Annotated in this window: 21 protein-coding genes and 1 pseudogene; 8 read left to right on the top strand and 14 right to left on the bottom strand. The window is 71.9% G+C overall.

Annotated elements, in window-relative coordinates; all coding sequences use genetic code 11:
- The first annotated feature begins 6 nt into the window (after window positions 1-6).
- On the top strand, window positions 7-264 hold the full coding sequence (locus tag CLV68_RS25740) for a hypothetical protein (protein ID WP_121393476.1): 258 nt from the start codon (window positions 7-9) through the stop codon (window positions 262-264).
- 195 nt (window positions 265-459) lie between these two features.
- On the opposite strand, the gene CLV68_RS33505 is transcribed toward CLV68_RS25740, so the two are convergent.
- Window positions 460-2,025 carry a recombinase family protein gene (locus CLV68_RS33505; protein ID WP_170224578.1) on the bottom strand — a complete coding sequence of 522 codons (1,566 nt, stop codon included), beginning with the start codon at window positions 2,023-2,025 and terminating at the stop codon, window positions 460-462.
- Between the two features lie 7 nt (window positions 2,026-2,032).
- On the opposite strand from CLV68_RS33505, the pseudogene CLV68_RS25725 reads away from it, so the two are divergent.
- A pseudogene (locus CLV68_RS25725) lies at window positions 2,033-2,788 on the top strand (LLM class flavin-dependent oxidoreductase); the annotation flags it as partial.
- 23 nt (window positions 2,789-2,811) lie between these two features.
- Here CLV68_RS25725 and CLV68_RS25720 read toward each other — a convergent pair.
- The 6 genes from CLV68_RS25720 to CLV68_RS25705 form a co-directional block, all read right to left on the bottom strand.
- Window positions 2,812-3,840 carry a zinc-dependent alcohol dehydrogenase family protein gene (locus CLV68_RS25720; protein WP_121393475.1) on the bottom strand — a complete coding sequence of 343 codons (1,029 nt, stop codon included), beginning with the start codon at window positions 3,838-3,840 and terminating at the stop codon, window positions 2,812-2,814.
- Between the two features lie 364 nt (window positions 3,841-4,204).
- Entirely contained in the window at window positions 4,205-5,191 is a 987-nt protein-coding gene (locus CLV68_RS25715) for an SGNH/GDSL hydrolase family protein (protein WP_121393474.1), read from the bottom strand.
- Window positions 5,192-5,307: 116 nt separating this feature from the next.
- Window positions 5,308-5,748, bottom strand: coding sequence for a DUF1501 domain-containing protein (locus CLV68_RS25710; RefSeq protein ID WP_246010110.1), 441 nt, complete (start codon window positions 5,746-5,748; stop codon window positions 5,308-5,310).
- Window positions 5,679-6,653: a DUF1501 domain-containing protein gene (locus tag CLV68_RS35415; RefSeq protein ID WP_246010109.1), complete on the bottom strand. Its 975-nt coding sequence runs from the start codon at window positions 6,651-6,653 to the stop codon at window positions 5,679-5,681. Before CLV68_RS35415 ends, CLV68_RS25710 begins: the two co-directional genes overlap by 70 nt.
- 10 nt (window positions 6,654-6,663) lie before the next feature.
- Window positions 6,664-6,819, bottom strand: a complete 156-nt coding sequence (locus CLV68_RS33500; RefSeq protein WP_147460161.1) for a DUF1800 domain-containing protein — start codon at window positions 6,817-6,819, stop codon at window positions 6,664-6,666.
- 17 nt (window positions 6,820-6,836) lie between these two features.
- Window positions 6,837-7,244 (bottom strand): DUF1800 family protein, encoded by a 408-nt coding sequence (locus tag CLV68_RS25705; RefSeq protein ID WP_170224577.1) that lies wholly within the window; start codon window positions 7,242-7,244, stop codon window positions 6,837-6,839.
- A 6-nt stretch (window positions 7,245-7,250) separates the two neighbouring features.
- Here CLV68_RS25705 and CLV68_RS34210 point away from each other — a divergent pair, with 6 nt between their 5' ends.
- A complete protein-coding gene (locus CLV68_RS34210; RefSeq protein WP_170224576.1) occupies window positions 7,251-7,454 on the top strand; it encodes a hypothetical protein in 204 nt (67 codons plus the stop codon).
- A 474-nt stretch (window positions 7,455-7,928) separates the two neighbouring features.
- On the opposite strand, the gene CLV68_RS25700 is transcribed toward CLV68_RS34210, so the two are convergent.
- The 4 genes from CLV68_RS25700 to CLV68_RS25685 all read right to left on the bottom strand — a co-directional run bounded on the left by CLV68_RS25700 (window position 7,929) and on the right by CLV68_RS25685 (window position 13,097).
- Window positions 7,929-8,906, bottom strand: coding sequence for a GlxA family transcriptional regulator (locus tag CLV68_RS25700; protein ID WP_121393471.1), 978 nt, complete (start codon window positions 8,904-8,906; stop codon window positions 7,929-7,931).
- A 71-nt stretch (window positions 8,907-8,977) separates the two neighbouring features.
- Window positions 8,978-9,508, bottom strand: coding sequence for a hypothetical protein (locus CLV68_RS25695; RefSeq protein WP_092774676.1), 531 nt, complete (start codon window positions 9,506-9,508; stop codon window positions 8,978-8,980).
- Window positions 9,508-11,778 carry an ATP-grasp domain-containing protein gene (locus tag CLV68_RS25690; RefSeq protein WP_147460160.1) on the bottom strand — a complete coding sequence of 757 codons (2,271 nt, stop codon included), beginning with the start codon at window positions 11,776-11,778 and terminating at the stop codon, window positions 9,508-9,510. Before CLV68_RS25690 ends, CLV68_RS25695 begins: the two co-directional genes overlap by 1 nt.
- An 11-nt stretch (window positions 11,779-11,789) precedes the next feature.
- Window positions 11,790-13,097 carry a B12-binding domain-containing radical SAM protein gene (locus CLV68_RS25685; protein ID WP_121393469.1) on the bottom strand — a complete coding sequence of 436 codons (1,308 nt, stop codon included), beginning with the start codon at window positions 13,095-13,097 and terminating at the stop codon, window positions 11,790-11,792.
- A 300-nt stretch (window positions 13,098-13,397) separates the two neighbouring features.
- Here CLV68_RS25685 and CLV68_RS25680 point away from each other — a divergent pair, with 300 nt between their 5' ends.
- From CLV68_RS25680 to pip, 3 genes are all read left to right on the top strand, one after another.
- The gene (locus tag CLV68_RS25680) at window positions 13,398-14,858 is read left to right on the top strand and encodes a DNA-3-methyladenine glycosylase 2 (protein ID WP_121393468.1); all 1,461 of its coding nucleotides are present in this window, start codon (window positions 13,398-13,400) and stop codon (window positions 14,856-14,858) included.
- A 54-nt stretch (window positions 14,859-14,912) separates the two neighbouring features.
- Complete coding sequence (locus CLV68_RS25675) at window positions 14,913-15,437, top strand: methylated-DNA--[protein]-cysteine S-methyltransferase (RefSeq protein ID WP_211346781.1); 525 nt, start codon at window positions 14,913-14,915, stop codon at window positions 15,435-15,437.
- A gap of 468 nt (window positions 15,438-15,905) precedes the next feature.
- Window positions 15,906-16,856, top strand: coding sequence for a prolyl aminopeptidase (pip, locus tag CLV68_RS25670; protein ID WP_246010108.1), 951 nt, complete (start codon window positions 15,906-15,908; stop codon window positions 16,854-16,856).
- On the opposite strand, the gene CLV68_RS25665 is transcribed toward pip, so the two are convergent.
- From CLV68_RS25665 to CLV68_RS25655, 3 genes are read right to left on the bottom strand one after another with little or no spacing between them, the layout of a single operon-like run.
- Window positions 16,843-17,493, bottom strand: a complete 651-nt coding sequence (locus tag CLV68_RS25665) for a response regulator (RefSeq protein WP_121393466.1) — start codon at window positions 17,491-17,493, stop codon at window positions 16,843-16,845. The two genes, pip and CLV68_RS25665, sit on opposite strands and share 14 nt — an antisense overlap.
- On the bottom strand, window positions 17,490-18,515 hold the full coding sequence (locus CLV68_RS25660) for a sensor histidine kinase (RefSeq protein ID WP_147460159.1): 1,026 nt from the start codon (window positions 18,513-18,515) through the stop codon (window positions 17,490-17,492). Before CLV68_RS25660 ends, CLV68_RS25665 begins: the two co-directional genes overlap by 4 nt.
- A complete protein-coding gene (locus CLV68_RS25655) occupies window positions 18,490-19,446 on the bottom strand; it encodes a hypothetical protein (RefSeq protein WP_147460158.1) in 957 nt (318 codons plus the stop codon). The genes CLV68_RS25660 and CLV68_RS25655 overlap by 26 nt, the downstream gene beginning before the upstream one ends.
- Before the next feature lie 202 nt (window positions 19,447-19,648).
- Here CLV68_RS25655 and CLV68_RS25650 point away from each other — a divergent pair, with 202 nt between their 5' ends.
- Both CLV68_RS25650 and CLV68_RS25645 read left to right on the top strand, forming a co-directional pair.
- Window positions 19,649-20,947 (top strand): glycoside hydrolase family 18 protein, encoded by a 1,299-nt coding sequence (locus tag CLV68_RS25650; protein WP_121393463.1) that lies wholly within the window; start codon window positions 19,649-19,651, stop codon window positions 20,945-20,947.
- Between the two features lie 133 nt (window positions 20,948-21,080).
- Window positions 21,081-22,433 (top strand): acyltransferase, encoded by a 1,353-nt coding sequence (locus tag CLV68_RS25645; RefSeq protein WP_121393462.1) that lies wholly within the window; start codon window positions 21,081-21,083, stop codon window positions 22,431-22,433.
- Window positions 22,434-22,438 lie beyond the last annotated feature (5 nt).

The raw sequence follows: 22,438 nt of genomic DNA, 5'->3' as shown, positions 1-22,438 counted from the left end.
ACAACCATGACCAACCCCGCCACCAACCGACCGCGGCCCCTGCGCGCCGCCGCCCGCATCTTCGGCGGCATCACCGCACTCATCGCCGGACTCGCCAACAGCGGCGTCATCACCGCCACCCAGGGCAGCGCCATCCAGGGAGTCATCACCGCCGTCCTGGTCCTGCTCGGCACCCTCGGCATCGTCACCGTCGCCGAGCCCAAGGTGACACCGCTCGCGGACCCGCGTGACGTGCAAGGCCGCCCGCTGACGTCGAGCGACTGACTCGCACGACCGTTAAACCTCAAACCCCGTGCAGGGTCGGACTGAACTTCAGTCCGACCCTGCACGGTTCCTATTCTCAGAGAGTCCGAATGACACCGAAAGAGTGGGGCCGGATACAGGCCGCGAATTCCCCCCAGTGGGACGGTTCGATGTGGGAACGAGTAGGACTCATCTTCGGCGTTGAACTGGAGATACTTAGACCGCCACAAAGCCCGTTGCTGGAATATCCGAGCGCCATCGAAGCTCCAAACGATCCGGATTGAAGCGACCTCCCCGTCCGGCCGGGTGAACCATAACGGCGTTGAGCGCTAGCCGCATGTAAGTACGTTTCTGCGAAATGTCCAGCGACGTGTCGGGATCATCCGAGAACCACCGTTCGCGAATGTCGGCAACTCCCTCCAAAGCGGTCCGACCAGACAGTAGGAATTTCCGCCGTTCGACTCGCAGACCTCTCAGTTCGTCTTCGAGCGAGCGCACTGCGGAAAAGAAGAAGTCGTCCGAGATTCCGCCCCGCGTCCACTCGGTCTTCATACGCGCCAACTTGGCCTCCTTCTCCTCGTACTCGCCCGCACTCTCCCACACTGCTTCGGTAACATCAAAGGCGATCACCTCTTCGAGCTTGGCAAGCACCGCCTCGGTGACGTACTCCTCCAGTGCCGCACCTTTGACGGACACTCCACCGCATCCGCCATTTTGCTTGCCGGGACAGTTGTATGTGTGCCAACCATGCACCGAGGACCAACCGATACGCATTATTGCGCCACACGGATCCCCTTTTTCGTTCGGCTTAGCACATCGAGCTCGACCCGTCAGAATGTACTTGGGCGCGCGCCTATCAACCTCGGGAATGACTTCGCCATCACGCCCAATCGTGTTTCCCGAACGCGCCTTGAACATGGCGTCCAAACCCTCCCAAACCCAGGGCTCAACCAGCGCGTCCCACTCTCCCACCACCGGTTTTCCATGCTCGTCACGAATCAGATCGCCGCCGTTGATGCGTCGCCACCCGCAGATCCGAGGATCCCTAAGAGCATCCCGAACGCTTGACACTCTATGGTCGTTCCCCATCACGGTGCGAATGCCCTTTCGCTGCCATTCGAGCGCAATAGACCCCATTCCACGACCACCAAGAACCTCCTGTGCAGCCTTCGCAATAGCAGGTCCGTTGATCGGGTGCGCGTCAATCTTGTTGTCCATCCAGCCAAATCGCTTGCGACCACGAGGAACTTTGCCATCCTCGGCGCGCCGCCTGTGGTTGTTGCGCGCCCTTTTCCGCATCTTCCTGGTTTCGGCTTTCGAGATCACCGCCCCCATCAATCCCAGTGTTTCCACGTCTTCCGAGTAAAGGTCTTTCGTGCCTCGCTCATCGGCATAAACCCGACCATCTACGTGGGTGACTGCTTCTACGAAGCGCTCGTAATCGCCCGGCCGCCGGATGAGGCGATCCTCGTGCACCACGATCACCCCGCGAATCTCGACGCCGTCGTCGGTGCGCCCACGGGTTACTGCCTTCAACATGGCTTCAAAGTCGGGACGTACAACGTCCGGCTTGCTGGCAGAGCGATCGTTGTCCTCGAACTCGTACACTACGACCATCGAGTAGTTCGCGGCGTTTCGCCGGTTGTCGCGGCGTTGGTCGTTAACTCCATGCCGATCGCGTTCGTCATCCTTGCTGATCCGCGCGTAGCCGCAGACAGGTATCAGCGTCCCGTCAAGAATCGCTTGCACCTGCTCGGCGGTTAGAGATACAGGATTGCCCATAGAACACATCTACCAGCAGTTCACCACCCTCGACCAGCTCAGCCGCGGCCGGGCCGAACTGCTGGCCGGTCGCGGCTCGTTCACCGAGTCGTTCCCCCTGTTCGGCGCCGACCTCGGCGACTACGAGGACCTGTTCGACGAGAAGCTGGCGCTGCTGCTGCGCCTGGACCGCGAGGACCCGATCACCTGGTCCGGCCGGTTCCGCCCGCCGCTGGACAACGCCCACGTGCTGCCCCGGCCCTACGGCGAGCACCTGCGCGTCTCCATCGGCACCGGCGGCAACCCGCAGTCCTCCGCCCGCGCCGGCCTGCTGGGGCTGCCCGTGGTGTACGCGGTCATCGGCGGCCAGCCCGAGCGGTTCGCGCCATTGGTCGACCTGTACCGCCGCGCCGGGGAGAGCGCGGGCCAGACCGGCCTGCACGTGACCATGGGCGCCATCGGCTTCATCGCCAAGAAATCCCAGGAAGCCAAGGACACCTTCTACCCGTACTGGCTCGAGACCATGAAGTACGGCGCCCGCGCCCGAGGCTGGACCATCCCCTCCCGCGCCGACTACGACGCCTACACCCACGACGCCCAGGCCATCTTCGCGGGCAGCCCCGACGAGATCGCCGACCGCCTCATCACCGTCGGCCGCCTCCTCGGCGCCGACCGCTACGCCATGCAGATGGACTGGGCAGGCGTCCCCCACCACCACGTCATGTCCGCCATCGAACTCCTCGGCACCGAGGTCCTCCCCCAGGTCCGCGCCGAACTGGGCTAGGCCACCGCACGGCACGAGCCGGGTCAGGGCTCGATCATGGTGACGCCGTTGCCGGGGGTGTTGCCCATGGCGGTGAGGGCGGTGGGGGCGGCGTCGAGGGGGATTGTCCTGGTGATGAGGAGGTCGGGGCGGAGGGTGCCGGTGGTGACCATGGACATCATCTCGGGGTAGGCGTGGGCGGGCATGCCGTGGCTGCCCAGCAGTTGCAGCTCGTAGGCGATGACGCGGGACATGGGGACGGGTGGGTCCTTGGGCAGCAGGCCCACCTGGACGTGACGACCGCGGCGGCGGAGGCTGGTGATGGAGGCGGCGCAGGTGGCGGGGCTGCCGAGGGCGTCGAGGGACAGGTGGGCGCCGCCGCCGGTGAGGTCGGTGATGGCGGCCGGGATGTCGACGGTGGTGACGGGGTTGAGCGACGCCACCGCGCCGAGGGACGCGGCCATCTCCAGGGCCGCGAACGAGATGTCGACGGCGATCACCCTGGCACCGGCCGCCGCGGCGACAGCGACGGCGGACAGCCCGACCCCGCCGCAGCCGTGGACCGCGACCCACTCCCCCGGCTTGACCCGCCCCTGCGCGATCACCGCCCGGAACGCCGTCGCGACCCGGCAGCCCAACCCGGCGGCGGTCGCGAACGGCATGTCCCCGGCCAGTCCGATCAGGTTGACCTCGGCGTCCTCCACGGCGACGTACTCGGCGAACGACCCCCAGTGCGTGAACCCTGGTTGCGTCTGCCGCTCGCACACCTGCTGGTCCCCCGCCGCGCAGGACGGGCACCGCCCGCACGCGCAGACGAACGGCACCGTCACCCGGTCCCCCTCGCGCCACCGCGTGACACCGGTCCCGACCGCGGCCACGGTCCCCGCCAGCTCGTGCCCCGGCACGTGCGGCAACCGGATGTCGGGGTCGTGCCCGATCCACCCGTGCCAGTCGCTGCGGCACAGCCCGGTCGCCGACACCCGGATCACCACCCCGCGCGCCGACGGGCACGGGTCCGGCACCGTCTCGACCCGCGGGTCCTCACCAAACCGCTCGAACACCACGGCACGCACCGACGGCCTCCCTCCACACCCCGACCCGCCCAGCATTCGGCGGCGGACCGCGCACGGTCAAGGCCAGTACCTCGTCAAGTCCACTAGCCCGGAGTCAAGTCCACTAGCCGGGGTCGAGTCCAGCAGCCCGGAGTCGAGTCCAGCAGCCCAGGATCAAGTCCACTAGCGCGGAGTCAAGGCCAGCAGCCCGAGGTCAAGTCCAGCAGCCCAGGATCAAGTCCACTAGCGCGGAGTCAAGGCCAGCAGCCCGGAGTCGGGTCCACTAGCCCGGGCCAAGTCCAGCAGCCCAGAGTCGGGTCCAGTGGCCCGGGCCAAGTCCGGCAGCCCGGTCCGCCCCGCGACCACGGGACGGACCGGGCGCGGGCTAGTCGCGGGCCAAGACGGCCTCCAGTGCGTCGGCGACCCGCTGGTGGCCGGAGGCGTTGGGGTGGATGAGGGCCCAGCCGCCGGTGCGGTCGAGGAGGCCCTCGACCCAGTTGACGCCGTCCGGTTGGCAGGCGTCGTGGCCCTCGGTGGCGGCGAAGGCGTTGACGTAGAGGGCGTTGTGGGTGGCGGCCTGCTGGGCGATGACGTCGTTGAGCCGGATCAGCACGTCGGAGCGCAGCCAGGCCAGGTCGGGGTAGGTGGCGGTGGCGAAGTTGCGCAGGCCCTCGGCGCTGAAGCCGTACGCGCAGGTGGAGACGTCCTCGGGGATGATCGACGGGTAGCCGATGGCGACCACGGTGACGTTCGGCGCCTGGGCCTTGATGGCCTCGATCAGCTCGCCGTACTCCTGGCTGACCAGGGCGAGGCGGTCGTTCACGGTCGGCACGCCGTCGCCGCCGGTGGTGAAGTAGTCGGCGCAGGGGTGGTCGGTGTCCTTGTCGGCGGAGGCGCCCAGCTGCAGGCAGGCGTAGATCACCTCGGCGAACCCGAAGGTGTTGCCGCCCGCCCCGATGGTCACCAGGTTCGTGCTCTCGGTGACGGCGTCGAGCTGCGGCGGGACCGGCCCGAACGGGAAGCCCGGGTCGAGCACGTCGAAGAACGGCAGGTGGTAGCCGGTGGGCTCCTGCGACTGGTTGTAGAGGTTGGCCAGGGTGGCGCCGCCGCAGGAGACGTTCCTCAGGTCGTACACGTCGCCGAGGCGGGCGCGCAGCACCTCCGGGTACGACCCCGCGGTCCGCGAACAGCCGTCGCGGCCACCGGGTACGGGCACCTCGACGCCCGCGGCCGGGATGGCCCCGGCGGTGTAGGAGTCGCCCAGCGCCGCCCACTGGAACGGGGCGCGCGGTGCCGCCTGGGCGGGGACGGTCGCGGCGCAGAACAGCGCTACCAGGACGGCGGCGACTCTGGTGACGTGGGCACGCCTCATCGGATCTGCTCCTCGGGGAAGGACCGCCGCGCCGAGCGGCGCGGCACCCAGAGTCGTACCGTCCACAGAGGGCGGAAGCCAGCAACCTCACCCACCCCGGTGGGGGAACCGGGCGGCTAGCGGAACGCGCCGAGCGGCCGGAAGTCGTGGCCGGGGAAGACTTTCGCCACGCCTGCCGGGGACAACCCCAATCGGGTGGAAACCAGCTCGCCGAGCAGGTCGCGGTAGTCGTTGCTGCCCGCGACGTCGCCGTGGTCGAGCGCGTCGGGCGCCAAGCCCTCCCAGGCGCCGGGCACGGTCTTGCCGCGCAGGCCGCCGCCGAGCAGCAGGGCGACGCTGCCGTGGCCGTGGTCGGCGCCGCCGCTGCCGTCCTCCTGGACGCGGCGGCCGAACTCGGTCATGGTCACCAGGGTCGTGGTGTCGAGCGCCTGGCCGAGGTCGGTGGCGAACGCGTCGAGCGCGGCGGCCAGCGCGGTGCGGGCGCGGGTCATGTCGCCGCCGTCGAGGGTGCCGAGGTCGGTGTGCATGTCCCAGCCGCCGAGGTCGACGCACGCCACGCGCAGCCCGACGTCGGACTTGACCAGGCGGGCGATGTCGGCGAGTGCCTTGCCGAACGCGCCGTCCGGGTAGGTGGCGGGCTGGTGGTCGGCCGCGGTGAGGTCGCGCGCGGTGGGCAGTGCGCCGAGGATGGTCGCGCCTGGGCGGCCAGCGGGTGGTCGATTCCGGTGTAGAGGGTGCTCAGCGCCTTGGTGGTCTGCTCGTGCAGCGCGTCCCATACGGCGATCTTGAACGCCTCGACGCCGCGCAGGGCCAACGCGCCCTGCGACCCGACCAGGGACCTGGGCAGGGTGCCTGCCTCGCCGACCGCGCGGAACGTGGTGCCCGGTCCAAGCTCGGCGAGGACGCGGTCGAGCCAGCCGCTCGACACCGACGAGGTCGCCGCCCCGCCGCGTTCGAGGCAGTCCTGCGCCTGGAAGTGGCTGCGCGAGAGGTCCGGTGTGGACAGTGCGGGCACGGCGGTGAACCGGCCCGCGGCCCAGTACTCGTGCAGCGGCGCCAGCGCCGGGTGCAGGCCGAACCCCCGGTCCAGCGGCAGCAGCGCGCCCGCGGGGGCGGCGATCTTGGGCCGGGCCGCTTGCAGGTGCGGATCGCCCGCGGGCACCAGCACGGACAACCCGTCCATGCCGCCGCGCAGGAAGACCACGACGACCGTCCCCTTGCGAGCCGGGTCGCCGAACGACACGCGGGTGGTCACCAGCTGCGCACCCAGCGCCGCCACTCCAGCCGCACCGGCGCCCGCGATCACGCGTCGGCGGGTGAAGCCCCTGTCCCACAACCGACGCCGGTGTTCACCGTCGTGGGCGACCCGGGCGGCCTCGGCCCGCAGCCGGGCTTCCGCGCGGTTCGGGCCCAGCCGGTCGAGGTCGGGACAATCGGGGTGCGGTCCCCGGTCGTCGGTCATGGGCTCGCCTTCAGTGGAGTGCGAAGTACGGGGAGTCGAGCACCAGCGGTGCGAGGTGCTGGGCCATGTCGGCGGGCTTGCCCTTGGACGCCAGGAACTCCACGAGCGCCTGCCGGTGCGCGGGCCGCATGCGTTGGAAGGTCAGCCGTTCGCACAGCGCGTCCACAGAGGCGCCGCCGGATCCTAGGGGTACCAGCTGTTCCGGCTGGTGTAGTCGAAGCCCTTCCACCAGCCCTGGACCAGCCCGGGGTGCCGCATGGCGGCGGTCAGCAGGTCGGTGAACGTCCCGAGGGCGTGCCCGCGGATGACGTCGTTGTGGTACGAGCAGCCGACGTCCCAGGAGACGTCGCTGGGCATGGGCACGGTGAGGTGGTTGGCCCAGAAGTCGACCACCACCTCGAACACCTGCCTGCGGGAGAACAACTGGCGCGCGAGGGTGGCCTGGGCATAGGCCACCATCGCGTCCCAGCTGTACTCCTTGACCGCGCCGCGCACCTCGCGCGCGGACATCGCCGCGGTCGGGAAGGCCCGCCACACCCGGTCGGCCTCGGGGTCCGGGATGGCCGCCGGGTCCAGTTGGTGGCGAACCACCGGTCGATGCCGGTCGAGGAGACCTCGGCCAGCAACTGCGGGGTCGGCCCGAAGGTCACCCTGCGCAGCAAGTGCGACACCGGGTTCGAGGTGTCCACAATGGTCGGTACGGTGGCCTTGGTCGCCGCGGCGGCAGCGGCGGGACCGGCGAAGAACTCCGCCGCGTCCGGGGTGGCCGATCCGGCCGGGCCCGCGACGCCGTGCCGGTAGCTGTCGTCGCGGTCGAGGTAGGCGCCGCCGTCAGCCGGTTTCGCCGCCGCGGGGCGGGGTCCACGCGGCCGGGGCGGTGATGGCTGCTCGTCTTGCGCACCGAGCAGCCCGGAACCAGCCAAACCGGACACCGCGACCGGCACGCACGCGGCCGCGCCGAGCCCGCTGCCGACCAGCACCGCCACCACCCGGCGTCGACCGACCGGCGTTGCCGCGCGTTCGTCCCCGGCGGCGGACTCATCGCCGCCGCCCTTGGCCAAGTTCACAGGTTCGCCCTCGTTCCCCGACGGCCCGGCGTTCCCACCGAGGCGGCGGTAGTGCCAGCGAACGCCGGTCACGCTAGAAGAACACCACCGGGCACAGGTACCTCCGAATGGCCCAAGTACCCGGTTGGCCCGATCGCCTTGCCAGCACTGGAGATCCCGCCCCGGCCCCCGGCACGCCCGAGGGCCGGGGCGCACCCCCAGCACGCGATCAGGTCTCCTGACCGGCCACAGTGGACGTGAACCGCCGCCGGTATTCCGCCGGCCCAACCGAAAGCCCGCGCAGGAACGCGCGGCGCATCGCCTCGGGTGTGCCGTAGCCGCAGGCGCGCGCGATCCTGCCGACGCTGTCGTCGGTGTCCTCCAACCGCAACCGTGCGGCTTCCAACCGCACCTGGTCGACGTAGCGCCCCGGCGCCACCCCGACCTCTTGGGTGAACGCCCGGGTGAAGTGCCGCGGCGAGAGCCCGGCGCGGCGGGCCAGCGCGGTGACCGCCAGGTCGGCCTCGGGGTGCTCGGCGATCCAGCACTGCACGTCGCGCAACGGCGCGCGGTGCGCGACCTGGGCCGACATCTGCGCGCTGAACTGGGCCTGGTTGCCCGGCCTGCGCAGGAACACCACCAGGTGCCTGGCGACCGCGAGTGCCACGTCGCGGCCGAGGTCGTCCTCCACCAGCGCCAGCGCGAGGTCGATGCCCGCGGTCACCCCGGCCGAGGTGGCGATGTTGCCGTCGCGGACGAAGATCGGTTCGGCGTCCACGGTGACGTCCGGGTGCAGTTCGGCCAGGTCGGCGCAGTACTGCCAGTGCGTGGTGGCCCGGCGCCCGGCGAGGAACCCGGCCTCGGCGAGCACGAACGCGCCGGTGCACACCGACACCAGCCGCTCGGCGTGCGCGCCGTTGGCCCGCAGCCACGCCACCAGCGACAGGTCCAGCTCACCAGGCACGCAGCCGCCCGGGGCGACCAGGGTGCCCGCGACCGGGGCGCCGTCGAGGTCGATGTCGGGCGCCAGCCGCATCCTGGCCGAGGTGCGCACCGCGGTCGCGCCGAGGCTGCCGGTGGTGATGGCGTAGGCGGGCGCCCTGCCGTGTTCGGCGAGGACGTCGTTGGCCGAGGAGAAGACCTCGACCGGCCCGACCACGTCGAGCCCCTTGACGCCGTCGTAGAGCATCAGCAGGACGTTGTGCACACCGGCAATCGTGTTCGCCGCACGGCGAGGGCGTCAACGACGCGTTGCCCACCTTTCGCGCCACGCCCCGCTCACAGCGCCCACTGCCGCATCCACAGTGGACGGTCGCGGCCCTGGCCGACCTGGCGCAGCTCGGTGGGGTCGAACAGCACCGGACCGGCGTCGGCGTGCACCAGCAGCACCTCGTGGTAGACCTCGCGGTCGGACAGGATCCAGTCCGGCCTGCACCCGGCGGCCAGCCAGCGGCCGCGCCACAGCGCGGTCTCCTCCACCGCGGCCCGTTCCACCAGTTGGACGCGCTCGACCCGCAGCCCGCGCGCGGCCAGGACCATGCCCGCCACGCAGGCCAGCACCCCGCAGTCGACGTGCTCGGCGCTGGGCACGTCGCACCAGGCGAACGGCCACCGGCTCGGCCCCCACCGGAAGTAGCGGAACAGCCAGCCGAGGCCGAAGGTGGTGGTGTCCCACTCGCGCGCGGGTGTGGCCTCGGCGCGGTCGTGGGCCAGCAGCCAGGACCGGGTGTCCGCGCAGGCGGCGCAGTCCGCGTGCTCGGTGAGGGTCGACGGCGGGTGGTCTGGCACGCCTGGTGCGGACACGGTCATCACACTCCGAACCGGAAGCTCATGCTGGCGTCGTAGGCGCCCGCGTCGAGGAACAGCAGGTGGTCGCCCTCGGCGATGCCGTCGGGCAGGGTGAGGCCCGCGCGCGGGCGGTCGTGCTCCATGCACAGCCGCCCGAACACGGACTCGTCGCCGGGCGGCAGCCTGCGCCACGGCGCGCCGGGGGCCCGCCACAGCACGGGGTGCGGGTGCGAGCCCCAGTCCGGCAGCTCGGCGATCGAGGCGTCCACGACCGCGGCGCGCCCGTGCCTGCCGTCGCGCACGTCCAGCACGGTGGTGAACACCGCCATCGCCGGTTCGACCAGGTGCTTGCCCGGCTCGAACAGCACCTGGTCGAGCGAGCCGAGCTCGCGCACCGCCGCCCTGGTGGCCCGGACCAGCTGCGCGCCCAACTCGGCGCGGCCGAGCCCCGGCGGCCACCCGCCGCCGAGGTCGAGGCACCTGGCTCGCACGTCGGCGCGGGCGAGCAGGTCGGCGGCCACGGTGACCGCCGCGGTGAACTCGCGCAACCAGGCGCGCAGCCCGATCTGGCTTGCGGCGTGGTGGAACTGGAGGCCGAGCCTGCCCACCGGGGCGTCGCGCAGTGCGTCGGCCACCGCTCGGTAGGCGCGCGGGCAGGTCACGTCGACGCCGAAGCGGGACGGCACACCGGGCGGGGCCAGCCGCAGGCCGAGCACGTCGGCGTAGACGCCGCCCTCGGCGACCAGTGCCAGCGTCCGCTCCAGGTCGCCGACCGAGTCGCAGAACACCGCGCCGAACTTGACCGGGCCGCCGTCGAAGCGCCACCACTTGGCCGGACCGCCGAGCACGACCCGGTCACCGGGGAACCCGGCCGCCGCGCACCGGCGGGCCTCGGCCTGCGAGATCACCTCGACCAGCGCGCCGCGGCGCAGCACCGCGCCGAGCACCCGCGGGTCCGGGTTGGTCTTGACCGAGTAGGCGAACCTGGTCGGCACCCCGGTGGCGTCCTCGACGTCGCGGCACACCCCGGCGAGCCGGTCGAGGCCCCGGTCGAGCACCCCGCCGAAGTAGACCCGCGCCGGGGACTCGTACGGGTCGACCAGCAGCGCGTCGGCGATGTCGGCGGCCCGCCGGTGGTCGAGGTCGACCGGGCGCGGCCGCGGGCGGGGCAGGGCCAGCCTGCGCGAGAGCACCGGCATGCCCGACGGGTGCTTGCCGCCGGGTGCCGGGCTGTCGGCGCCGCAGTGCCCGGGGAGCTCGCCGTCGCAGGACAGGCCGTGCTGCCCGGTCGGCACGACGCCGATCGCGTGCGGCCCGGCGGGGATCTCCTCGACGACGCGCACGAACCCGGTGGAGTGCGCCTTCTCCCGTTCCTGGCGGGGGATCCCGGTGGCGGCCGCGACCAGCCGCGCGGGCAGGTTGACCCCGGCGAGGGTGGCGCCGTGGATCCACGCCGGGAACCGCGGGTTGACCTCCAGCAGGTACGGGATGCCGGTGTCGGCCTCCCGGACGATCTCGACCTCCCCGCCGCCGGTCCACCGGGTGATCCGGACCAGGTCGACCAGTCTGGCCCTGGTCGGCGGGTCGAGCAGGTCGACCGACCCGGCCCAGGTCTTGCCCTCGGCGGTCACCATCGTCTTGCGCATCGCGCACGCGCCGAGCAGCTCACCGTCGAGCGCGGCGAACACCACCGACTCCTCGGCGCCGTCGACGTGCCGTTGCAGCAACGTCTCCCCGCCCCAGGTCGCGCGCAGCCCGGCGATGGCCGCCGCCAACTCGGCGCGGCCGTTGGTGGCCACGGCCTCGTAGCGCGACCCCTTCACCCAGACCCGCCAGCCGTGCCGGACCGCGAAGTCGGCGCCGTCCTCGACGCCCTCGGCGAAGCGGTACTCCGGCACCGCGAGACCCAGCAGCGACGCCGCCGTCTCCCCCGGTTTCACGACGGCGTCGAACGCGGCGCTCGGCGGCAGCAGCAGCGCGGGGTGCCCCGGCCTGCGGTCGGCGAGCAGCGCGGCCTCCAGGTCGAGGCCGGGCAGGAACACCGCGCCAGCCGACTCCACGATCGACAGCAGACCGGCGCACAACGCGTCCAGGTCGGCGTCGTGCCAGCCGGGCCGCACGTGCACCCGGTCGAACTCGGAGGCACTGAGCCCGGTCGAGCGCGGCGAGTAGTCCACCGCCTCCAGCCGCAGCCGCGGCCACGCCGACCGCAGCGACCTGGCCAGGCCGAGCCCGGGCGACGGGTTCGGGCCGGAGTGCACGCCGGACAGCACGACAGCGGGAGTCGACACCGGTGCCCCCTTCAGTGCTCGGTGGCGAAGTAGGCGGCGAGCCGCTCGTCCTCGCGCTGGCGCAACTGGGACCACAGCGCGTCGTAGTCGCGCGTGGGGATCGCGGAGTGGTTGTCGTTGTGGTCGGAGTAGTCCTGGAACGCCGTGGCCGACAGGGCCTCCGGGGTCAACCGCGCCCTGGCCGACGCCCAGTGCGAGCGCTCGCCGAGCGGGGTGTGCGGCAGCGGGTAGTAGCGGTAGGCGTCGAAGGCGAGCCTGGGCACGGAGTCGATGAGCTCCAGCGTCGCCTCGGCGTCGGCCCGCGCCTCCCCCGGCCAGCCGATGCCGATCGAGGCGCGGATGACGTAGCCCATGTCGATGGCCCGGTTGAGCACGTCGGCCACCCCGCCGCGCAGCGTGCCCTTCGCCAGCCGCCTGCGGGTCTCCGCCGAGGCCGACTCCACCCCGACGTAGAGCGCGCGGAACCCGGCGCGGTGCATGAGGGCCAGCAGGTCGGGATAGCGGTCGAGATCCGACAACTGGACATCGCACCCGTAACGGAATGGGCTGCCGTCGGCGATCGCGCGAGCGCAGAAGTCGCGTACCCGCCGTTGTCTGGTGTCGATGAAACAGTCGTCGACGAAGTAGAATCCGCGCGCGCCGGTGACCGAGTTCAGTTCCGCGAGGTCGTCGTGCAGTTTCCCGGCGGTGACGTAGCGGAACCGCGCGTGCGGGTACTGGGCGTTGAGGTAGCAGAATGTGCAGCGGCGGGTGCAACCGCGCGCGGAAGCGACGTGGATACCCGGGACGGCCATGTTCGGCCAACTGCGCGCCGGGTGCACGTAGTCCGGCAGACCCGACCACCACGACGGCACACCGACCGCGTCCAGGTCCGGCGGCTCGACCCCGTGCACCAGCCCGCCGCGGCGCGGCCGGGAGTTCGACCAGGCCACCATCGCCTGCTCGCCGTCGCCGAGCACCAGGGTGTGCACGCCGCGCCAGATCAGCGCGTCCGGGTCGGGGAACGTGCTGACCAGCGGCCCACCGGCCACCACGGGCAGCCCGGGGGCGACCGCGGCGAGGTGGTCGACCACGGCCCGGAACCGGCGCGCCCCGACCCCCTGCTTGGCGGTCACGCCCACCACCGTCGGCCTCGACCCGGCCAGCGCCGCGTCCAGGCAGGCGGGCAGGTCGGCGCCGTTGAGGTCGAGCACCACCACGTCGTGGCCCGCCGCCCGCAGCGCGTGCCCGACGGTGAGCGCGCCCCACGGCGGGAACGCGAGTGGATTGCCGTCGTCGTAGATCCCCGGGTGCACCAGCAGCACCTGTTGCCCGCCCACTGCGTCTCCTCCCGTTCGAGCCGGGCATCGCGGTCGGTCAGGACCCCGTTACCCATTCCCGCGACTCACGACACGATCCAGCGACAACGCCGCTCCGGCGTTTCCAGTGCACCACCGACAATGGCCGTTGGGGAATTCCAGGAACGGGCCGAAATTCCGCACGTTCGGTAGTCGGAAATGGCGCGCGGCTGGGCCGAACGGGGTTTCCCGGCGGTCACACCACCCGTGCGGCGCAACCCGGCCCAGGGTGATGTCGTTTTCCCGCTGGAGTCGGCGCGCGGAACCCGAGATGCTGGGGTCATGCACTCCGACACCGAGCGGTGCGTCCGCGCCGTGCAGTCGCGGGACGCGCGGTTCGACGGCTGGTTCTTCACCGCCGTGCTCACCACCGGGATCTACTGCAGGCCAAGCTGCCCGGTGCTGCCGCCCAAGGCCCGCAACATGCGCTTCTACCCGAGCGCGGCCGCCGCGCAGCAGGCCGGGTTCCGGGCGTGCAAGCGGTGCCTGCCCGACGCCTCGCCCGGCTCCCCGCAGTGGAACGAGCGGGCCGACCTGGTCGGCAGGGCGATGCGGCTGATCGCCGACGGCGTCGTCGACACCGGCGGGGTGCCCGCGCTGGCCGCGCGGCTGGGCTACAGCGTCCGGCAGGTCGAGCGGCAACTGCGGGCCGAGTTGGGCGCGGGGCCGTTGGCGCTGGCCAGGGCGCGGCGGGCGCAGACGGCGCGGGTGCTGATCGAGACCAGCGGGCTCGCGATGACCGAGGTGGCGATGGCCTCGGGGTTCGGCAGCATCCGCACGTTCAACGACACCGTGCGCGAGGTGTTCGCGCTCTCGCCGACCGACCTGCGCAGGCGGGCCAGTGCCCAGGCCCGGCCGGTGTCGGGCGGGTTGACCGTGCGGCTGCCGTTCCGGGCGCCGTTCAGCCCGAGCAACGTGTTCGGCCACCTCGCCGCCACGGCGGTGCCCGGTGTCGAGGAGTGGCGGGCCGGGGCGTACCGGCGGAGCATGCGGCTGCCGAACGGCCCGGGGGTGGTGAGCCTGCGCCCGCAGGCCGACCACGTGCGCTGCGACCTGGCGCTGACCGACCTGCGCGACGTGCCGGTGGCGATCAGCCGGTGCAGGCGCCTGCTCGACCTGGACGCGGACCCGGTCGCCGTCGACGACCTGCTCGCCGCCGACCCGCTGCTGGCCCCGCTGGTCCGCCGCACGCCGGGCAGGCGGGTGCCGCGCACGGTCGACGGCGACGAGATGGCGGTGCGCGCGGTGCTCGGGCAGCAGGTGTCCACCCAGGCCGCCCGCACGCACGCCGCGCGCCTGGTCCTGGCCCACGGCGAGCCGATCTCCGATCCCGGCGGCGGCCTCACGCACCTGTTCCCCGACACGGCGGCGTTGGCGGAGATCGACCCGGAGACGCTGGCGTTCCCCCGGTCCCGCCGGGCGACCCTGCTGGGCTTGGTGGCCGCGTTGCCGCGGATCGACCTGTCCCCCGGCGGCGACTGGCGTGCGGCGCGGGAGGACCTGGCGGCGCTACCGGGCATCGGACCGTGGACGGTGGAGACCATCGCGATGCGCGCTCTAGGCGACCCGGACGCATTCGTCGCCAGCGACCTGGGCATCAGGGCAGCGGCGAAGGAGTTAGGTCTACCTGGCGCTCCTGCCGCGCTCATCGCCCACTCCACCGCCTGGCGCCCTTGGCGCTCTTACGCCGTGCAGTACCTGTGGGCCACCGGAAACCACCCGATCAACCACCTCCCCGCCTGACCCGCGGCACCGACTGGGACGCTGACCATCCCCGAACCAAGGAGAACCGTGCTCTTGCTCGACCCGACGACGCTCGCCGAGGCGCTGGACGGCCCCACCCGCTACACCTTCGTCGACACCCCGGTCGGCGAACTCCTCCTCACCGGCGACGGCACCTCCCTCACCGGCCTCTACATGGGCGTCGGCCACCGCCACTTCGCTGGAATCGGCGCGGACTGGCTGTCCGACGCGACCCCGTTCGCCGAGGTGAAGGCCCAACTCGCGGCGTACTTCGCCGGTGAACTCCAGGAGTTCGACCTCCCCCTGGCCCCGCGCGGCACCCCGTTCCAACGCCAGGTGTGGACGGCGCTCACCACCATCCCCTGGGGCCACACCACCACCTACGGCCAACTCGCCCACCAACTCGGCCGCACCCCCGCGGCCTCCCGAGCCGTCGGCATGGCCAACGGCCGCAACCCCATCTCCATCGTCATCCCCTGCCACCGGGTAATCGGCTCCACCGGCGCCCTAGTCGGCTACGGCGGCGGCCTCCCGGCCAAACAACACCTCTTGGCGCTAGAGGGCTCCACCCTCATCTGACCCACGAAGTCGCCACCGAACAACAGCGCCGCCCGGACGCCTGCCGCGGTCCACCGCGTCGGCGCACTCACTGGCCCCGGCGCTGCTCCCGACCGGACATGCACGCGCGTGGCGTCCGTCGAGGAGCGCGGTCGCGGGTCGACGAGCCTGGGCACACCGGCATGCCAGGTAGGTGCGGGCGGATCGGCGACTGTCGCTGTCAGCGCAGGCTGCCCAACCGGTGACGGTCCTTGCCTAGGGCCGGGGTGATCCGTGCGATCGCCGCGCCGGCCGCCGTATTCGGCCAAACCGAGGCCGGCGGTCCCACGGGCTCCGTGGGCGAGAGCCCCGGCCGGCTGTGACGGTACGGCCGCCCGGCCAACTCTTGGCGCTAGAGGGCTCCACCCTCATCTGACCCACCACCGCGTGCACCCTCGTCCAACCCTCGACCTGTCGCCACCGATACAACAGCGCTGTTACATTGCCCGGGTGTCCTACTCACACGGTGATCCCCGCGCGCACGGTCTGCTCGACGTCGGCCAGGGCAACCAGGTCTACTGGGAGGAGTCCGGGAACCCCCACGGCAAGCCCGCCCTGATCGTCCACGGCGGTCCGGGCTCGGGGAGCAACCGCGGGAGTCGGGAGTACTTCGATCCCGAGCGGTACCGGGTCATCCTGTTCGACCAGCGGGGGTGCGGCAGGAGCGTCCCGAACGCGGGAGACCCGGCGACGGAGCTGGTGCACAACACGACGCACCACCTGGTCGCGGACATGGAGGTGCTCAGGGCGCACCTGGGGGTCGAGCGGTGGTTGATCTCCGGCGGCTCGTGGGGATCCACCCTGGTCCTGGCGTACGCGCAGCAGCACCCCGACCGGGTCACCGAGATCGTCATCAGTGCCGCCACTCTGTCCCGGCACGCCGACCACGACTGGATCACCAACGGGGTCGGCCGGTTCTTCCCCGAGGCCCTGGAGCGGTTCCGGGCCGGGGTGGCGGGCGCGGACAACGTGATCGCCGCGTACAACGCCCTGATGGCGCACCCCGACCCGGCCGTGCGCGACAAGGCGGCCAGGGACTGGACGGCCTGGGAGGACACCGTCGTCTCCCTGGAGCCCAACGGGCACGAGGCGCCCTACGGCGGAAGGCCGACCGCGGCGACACACACCATGGTCCGGCTGGTGACCCACTACTGGTCGCACGACGCGTGGCTTGAGGACGGCCAACTGCTGCGCGACGCCCACCGGTTGGCCGGGATCCCGGGCACGATCCTGCACGGGCGCCACGACATCGGTGGGCCGGTCGAGGTCGCGTGGTCGTTGGCGCGGGCGTGGCCGGACGCGGAGCTGCTGGTCGTCGAGGACTCCGGGCACACCGGGAGCGCCGAGTTCTCCCGGCTCAAGCAGCGGACCCTGGACCGCTACGCGCTCACCCCGGCGTGACCAGCCCGGTCCGGTAGGCGACCACCACGGCCTGCGCCCGGTCCCTGACCCCGATCTTGGCCAGCACCCGCTTGACGTGCGTCTTGGCCGTGGACTCCGCGATCACCAGCGACTCGGCGATCTCGGCGTTGGTGTTGCCCAGCGCGATGAGCCGCAGCACCTGCGTCTCGCGGTCGGTCAGCCTGGCCAGCCGCGGGTCGGTGATCGGCGCGGGCAGCTGCCGGACGAACCGGTCGACCAGGTCGCCGGTCACGGCCGGGTCGAGCACGCTCTCCCCGGCGGCGACGGTGCGCACCGCGTCGATCAGCCGTTCCGGGGAGGCGCGTTTGAGCAGGAACCCGCGCGCCCCGGCCCGCAGCGCGCCCCACACGTACTCGTCGTGGCGGAACGTGGTCAGCACCAGCACCGCGACCGACGGGCACGCCGCCAGCACCCGCTTGGTCGCCTCGACCCCGTCCACCCCGGGCATCCGCACGTCCATCAGCAGCACGTCCGGCCGCAGCTGCGCGGCGGTGGCCACCGCGACCAGCCCGTCGCACGCGTCGCCGACCACCTCGATGTCGCCCGCCGTGCCGAGGACCACCTTCACACCCGCCAGCAGCAGCGGGTCGTCGTCGGCGAGCACGACCCGGATCACGCCAGCGGGAGCACGACCCGCAGCCGGAACCCGCCCCCGTCACCTCCCCCGTGCACCACGGACCCGCCGAGCACCTCGGCCCGTTCGGTGATCCCGGTCAGCCCCCGGCCGACCCGGTAACCCGGTCGAGGACCACGCCCCCGGTCGGCTACCTCCACCGCGACCCCCTCCTCGGACGGACTCACGGACACTGAGGCCGACCTCGCCTTGCCGTGGGTGAGAGCGTTCGTCAACGCCTCTTGCACTATCCGGTACACCGCGAACTCCACCGGTCCGGGCAGTGCGTCGACCTCGACGCGCAGGTCCACCGCCATGCCTGCCTCGGTCATCCGCGACGCCAGGCGGGCCAGGTCCGGGTCGTCCGGGCGCAGCGCGGCGAGCACCCGGTCGAGCTCGTCGAGCGCCTCACGGCCGGTGCGTTCCACCGCGGTCAACAACTCCTTCGCCTTGGCCGGGTCGGTGTCGAGCACCACCCGGCTCGCCCCCGCCTGCACCAGCATCACGTTCACCGTGTGCCCCACCAGGTCGTGCAACTCCCGCGCCATCCTGGTCCGCTCCTCGGCGACCGCCGCGCGGTTGAGCAGCGCCGAGCGCTCCTTGGCCCTGGCCGTCGCGAACCCCACCGCCCACGCCAGCAGCCAGAGGAACACCGTCCCGGCGATCGCGACGGCGGAGAAGGGGAGCTGGGCGTTGTAGGCGAGCACCCCGGGCACCACGATCGCCGGGCCGACCAGCGAGTGCCGCGGCGGGGCGTGGACGCCGAGCGCGTGGATCCCGATGACGTTGGCGTACGGGGCGATCGGGTCGGCCACCCCGAGCAGCCCGCCGGTGACCAGCGCTGCCGTCCCGAGCAGGTACCCGACCAGCGGGGCGCGGGTGCGCAGGGCCAGACCGATCGCGACGCCCGCGGTGAGCCACAGCGGGCCGGGGCCGGTGAGCGCCATGGCGGTGAACGCCGCGACGCCGAGGGCACCGTCGACCAGCGGCACGCGCCGCTCAGACAGCCACCGCGGAACGCTCATCAGCCACTTCCCTCGTCACCACGGCCTGCCAGAAGCCCACACCCACGCCCACGACGCCGACCAGGCCCAGTACCGCGACCGGCAGGGTCGGGTCCGTCCACGCGCGGCCCGCGTAGGCGGTCACGGTGACCGCGGCGTACACCGCCGCGTACCCCGCGGTCGCCACCAGCATCGTCCACAAGCGCGCCCTTGTCGCGAGGGCGGTGCCCTCCAGCAGGACCGCCAGCACGATGAGCACCTGGATGCCGTGGATGCCGATGGCGTGCGCGAGCTTCGCGCTGCCCGCCGCGCCGAACACCAGGTCCTCCGGGACGTGCCCGGTGGCCGCGTAGACCTTGTCGCCCTCGCCGATCAGGTCCGTGCCGATGTAGCCCGCGACGGCCAGCGCGAGCAGGCCCCCGACCGCGGCGACCCGGGCCACGGCGGTGCCCCGGAAGTCCACCAGTGCCCACACCAGCAGGAACCCCGTCGCCGCGGCGACCAGCAGTACCGTCATCCCCATGGCGCTGAACACGCCCTCGTCGAACGGGGTGCCGGAGTTGAAGTGCGACGGCACGCCCCGCCACTTCTGCATGGTGATCAGCGCGACCTCCACCAGCGACGACCCGCCGAACACCAGCGCGAACGGCCAGCCGAACCACCGCCTGCCCAGCTGCCGCATGACCCACACCGCCGACCAGGTGACCAAGCCGAACGACGCGCCGAACACCACCGGCTTGCGCCAGGTCACCGACCCGAGCCACGGTCCACCGTCGACCAGTGCCACCACACCGTGCACCGCCGCGGAGACCAACAGCAGCGTGCCGCACCACCACAGGAACAGCTGCGCGCCACCGACCGGCCGCACCGCCGCCCACACCTGTCTGGCCATCCCGGCCACCCGCCCCGCCAACGTCCCCACGGCTCCCCCGCTCGATCCCCTGCGACCCATGGCGATGACGGTAGGTCGGACCCAGGTCCGGCTCGTCCCCCCGACGGGGTAGGCGAACCCTGAGAAGTCCCCCATGGTCCACTGTGGATTGTGGGAGCGCGCCCGAATTGCGCCGTTCGGTGGAAGCGGTGGTTTAGACCTCCACCCTAGTTTGGTCCAGACCAAAGGGCGGATCCCTGCCGCCTGATGAGCGAGGAGAACCATGTCCGCGAGAAAATGGCGCACCGCGGCGCTGCTGACCGGAGCGGCCGTCGCCGCGGCGGTCGTCACCGCGCCCGCCGCGCAGGCCCACCAGCCGGACCACGGTCACGGTGGCGCTGACGCGAAGGTGATCGGCTACTTCACCCAGTGGGGCATCTACGCCCGCAACTTCACCATCCGCAACCTGGTCGACAGCGGCACGGCGGCGCGGCTGACCCACCTGAACTACGCGTTCGGCTTCCTCGACGAGAAGGGCTCCTGCGTCAGCGCGGACGCCTGGGCCGACTACCAGAAGCCGTTCGCCGCGGAGCAGAGCGTCGACGGCGTCGCCGACGTCGCGGGCCAGCCGCTGTCCGGGAATCTCAACCAGCTGCGCAAGCTGAAGAAGAAGTACCCCAAGCTGAAGGTCTACATCTCCCTCGGCGGCTGGTCGGGGTCGAGGTACTTCTCCAACGCCGCGCTCACCGCGGAGTCCCGCAAGGCGCACGTGACGTCCTGCATCAACCAGTGGATCAAGGGTGACATCGCGGGGCCCGGCGCGGCGGCGGGCGTCTTCGACGGCATCGACGTCGACTGGGAGTGGCCCAACAGCAAGGCGGGCGAGCCCAACAACATCAGCAGGCCCGAGGACAAGGTCAACTACACCGCGCTGCTCAAGGAGTACCGCACCCAGCTCGACCAGCTGCCGCGCGGCAAGCGCGACCTGACCGCCTACCTCCCGGCCAACACCAGGGAGATCGACTCGGGCTTCGAGGTCGCCAAGGTCATGCGCTACCTGACCTTCGGCAACCTGCAGGGCTACGACTACCACGGCGGCTGGGACCCCACCACCAACCAGCAGTCGGCACTGCGCACCGCCAAGGGCGACCCGACCCCGGCGCCGGGCTACAGCAGCCAGGTCGTCATCGACGCGTGGGTCACGCGCGGCGCGCCGAAGGACAAGCTGACCCTGGGCGTGCCGTTCTTCGGTCGCGGGTGGACCGGCGTGGCGAACGTCAACAACGGTCTGTACCAGAAGGCCACCGGCCCGGCCCCCGGCACGTGGGAGGCGGGCGGTGAGGACTACAAGGTCCTCAAGACCAAGGTCGGCGCGTACAAGGTGTACCGCGACGAGAAGGCCGGGCACGCCTGGCTCTACGACGGCACCACGTTCTGGACCTACGACGACCCGACCGAGATCCGCCGCAAGGCCCGCTACATCGAGAAGCAGGGCCTGGCCGGGGCGATGATCTGGTCGCTCGACGCGGACACCGGCGACGGCGAGCTGATCAAGGCGCTGTACAGCGAACTGTCCTGTTAGGACGAGTGGCGTAACGGGGTCCCCGGCGGTTGCCCGCCGGGGACCCCTTCGCGTGTAGGGCGAATGGAGTCTGTCGGCGGGCCCGCCGCTGATCTACGGTTCCCCCAACCCACCGGGGAGAGGACACCAGGCAATGAGCGGATGGCCCCACCTGCGTTCGTCGCGGACCGTGCGGGCCGGGTCCGCACCGGGCACCGTGGTCACCTGCGGGGTGACCGACACGGTCATCGCCGACGTCCCGGTGTCGGTGGTGTTCTTCTTCGGCCACCCGCTCGACGAGGACCGCCTCGCCGAGGGCCTGGCCACCGCGCTGGCCGCGGTCCCCGGCTTCGCGGGCCGCCTGCGCACCACCGGTGACGTCCTGGAGGTCGTCTGCGACGACTCGGGCATCCCGTTCGACACCTACGACCTGGACGAGACGCTGCCCAAGGCGATCGGCCGGGTCACCCTGCCCGGCGCCGACTTCGTCGACCACGTGCAGGCCCCGGCCGCGCGCCTGGGCGGCCTGCCGCTGCTCACCGTCCGGCTGACGCACCTGTCCGACGGCACCTCGGCGCTGGGCTGCTCGTTCCACCACTCGGTCGGCGACCTGGCCAGCTTCATGTTCCTGGTCCGCGCCTGGTCGGCGGCGACCGAGGGCACCGAGCCGCCGGAGATCACCCTGCTCACCGACCCGGACGCGTTCCTCGACGAGGTGCTGCCGCCGGTCGACTCCGGCCGCCCGGGGTTCCGGCTGCCCACCCCGGAGCAGGCTGAGCGGCTCGGGGCGGAGTTCGCCGGGGCGGTGCGGGCGAACCGGACGGTCCAGGTGTACTTCACCGACGCGGAAGTCGCTGCGTTGCAACGGGAAGTGAGCACGGCGGCGGGGCGTCGACTGTCGGTCAACGACGTGCTGTGTGGACACGTGACCTCCGTGGTGCGCACGCTCGCCGGGGACACCTCGGAGGAGCGCGCGATCGCGATGCCGGTGAACGTGCGCCGGTTCCTGGGGCTCGACGAGGGCGTGATCGGGAACCTGGTGGGCGAGATGTACGTCACCTGCCCGCCGGGCGCGCCTGCCGAGGACATCGCCACCCGGATCCGCGCCGCGGTCGAGGACTTCCCGCGCGCGCAGCTCAACCTGCGGGCGAACCGCGCGTTCCTGGAGTCGATCGGCCGCTCCCGGCTGCGCGAGTGCGTCCCGGTCGGCTTCGACCCGGACCGCAGGACGTTCACCATCACCAACTGGAGCCGCTTCGGCATCTACGAGGTGACCTTCGGCGGCAAGCAGCCGGTGTTCTTCAGCCCGACCTCGAACCTGCAACTGCCGTGGGTGTCGTGGATCGTGGAGGGCTTCGACAACCGCGGCCTGCTGTTCACCATCGCCGTCCCCGCCCGCCTGGCCACCGCGTTGCGCGGACCCGCGGGCCGGGAGGCGCTGCACCGCTACCGGGACCCGGCGGAGGAACTGCCCGCGCTGGCCGGTGAGGTGCGCAAACTGGCCTGACGTTC

The sequence above is a fragment of the Actinokineospora cianjurensis genome, assembly GCF_003663795.1.
Classification (GTDB): Bacteria; Actinomycetota; Actinomycetes; order Mycobacteriales; family Pseudonocardiaceae; genus Actinokineospora; species Actinokineospora terrae.
The sequence above is the reverse complement of the archived record's forward strand: the minus strand, read 5'-3'. Positions and strand labels throughout refer to the sequence as shown.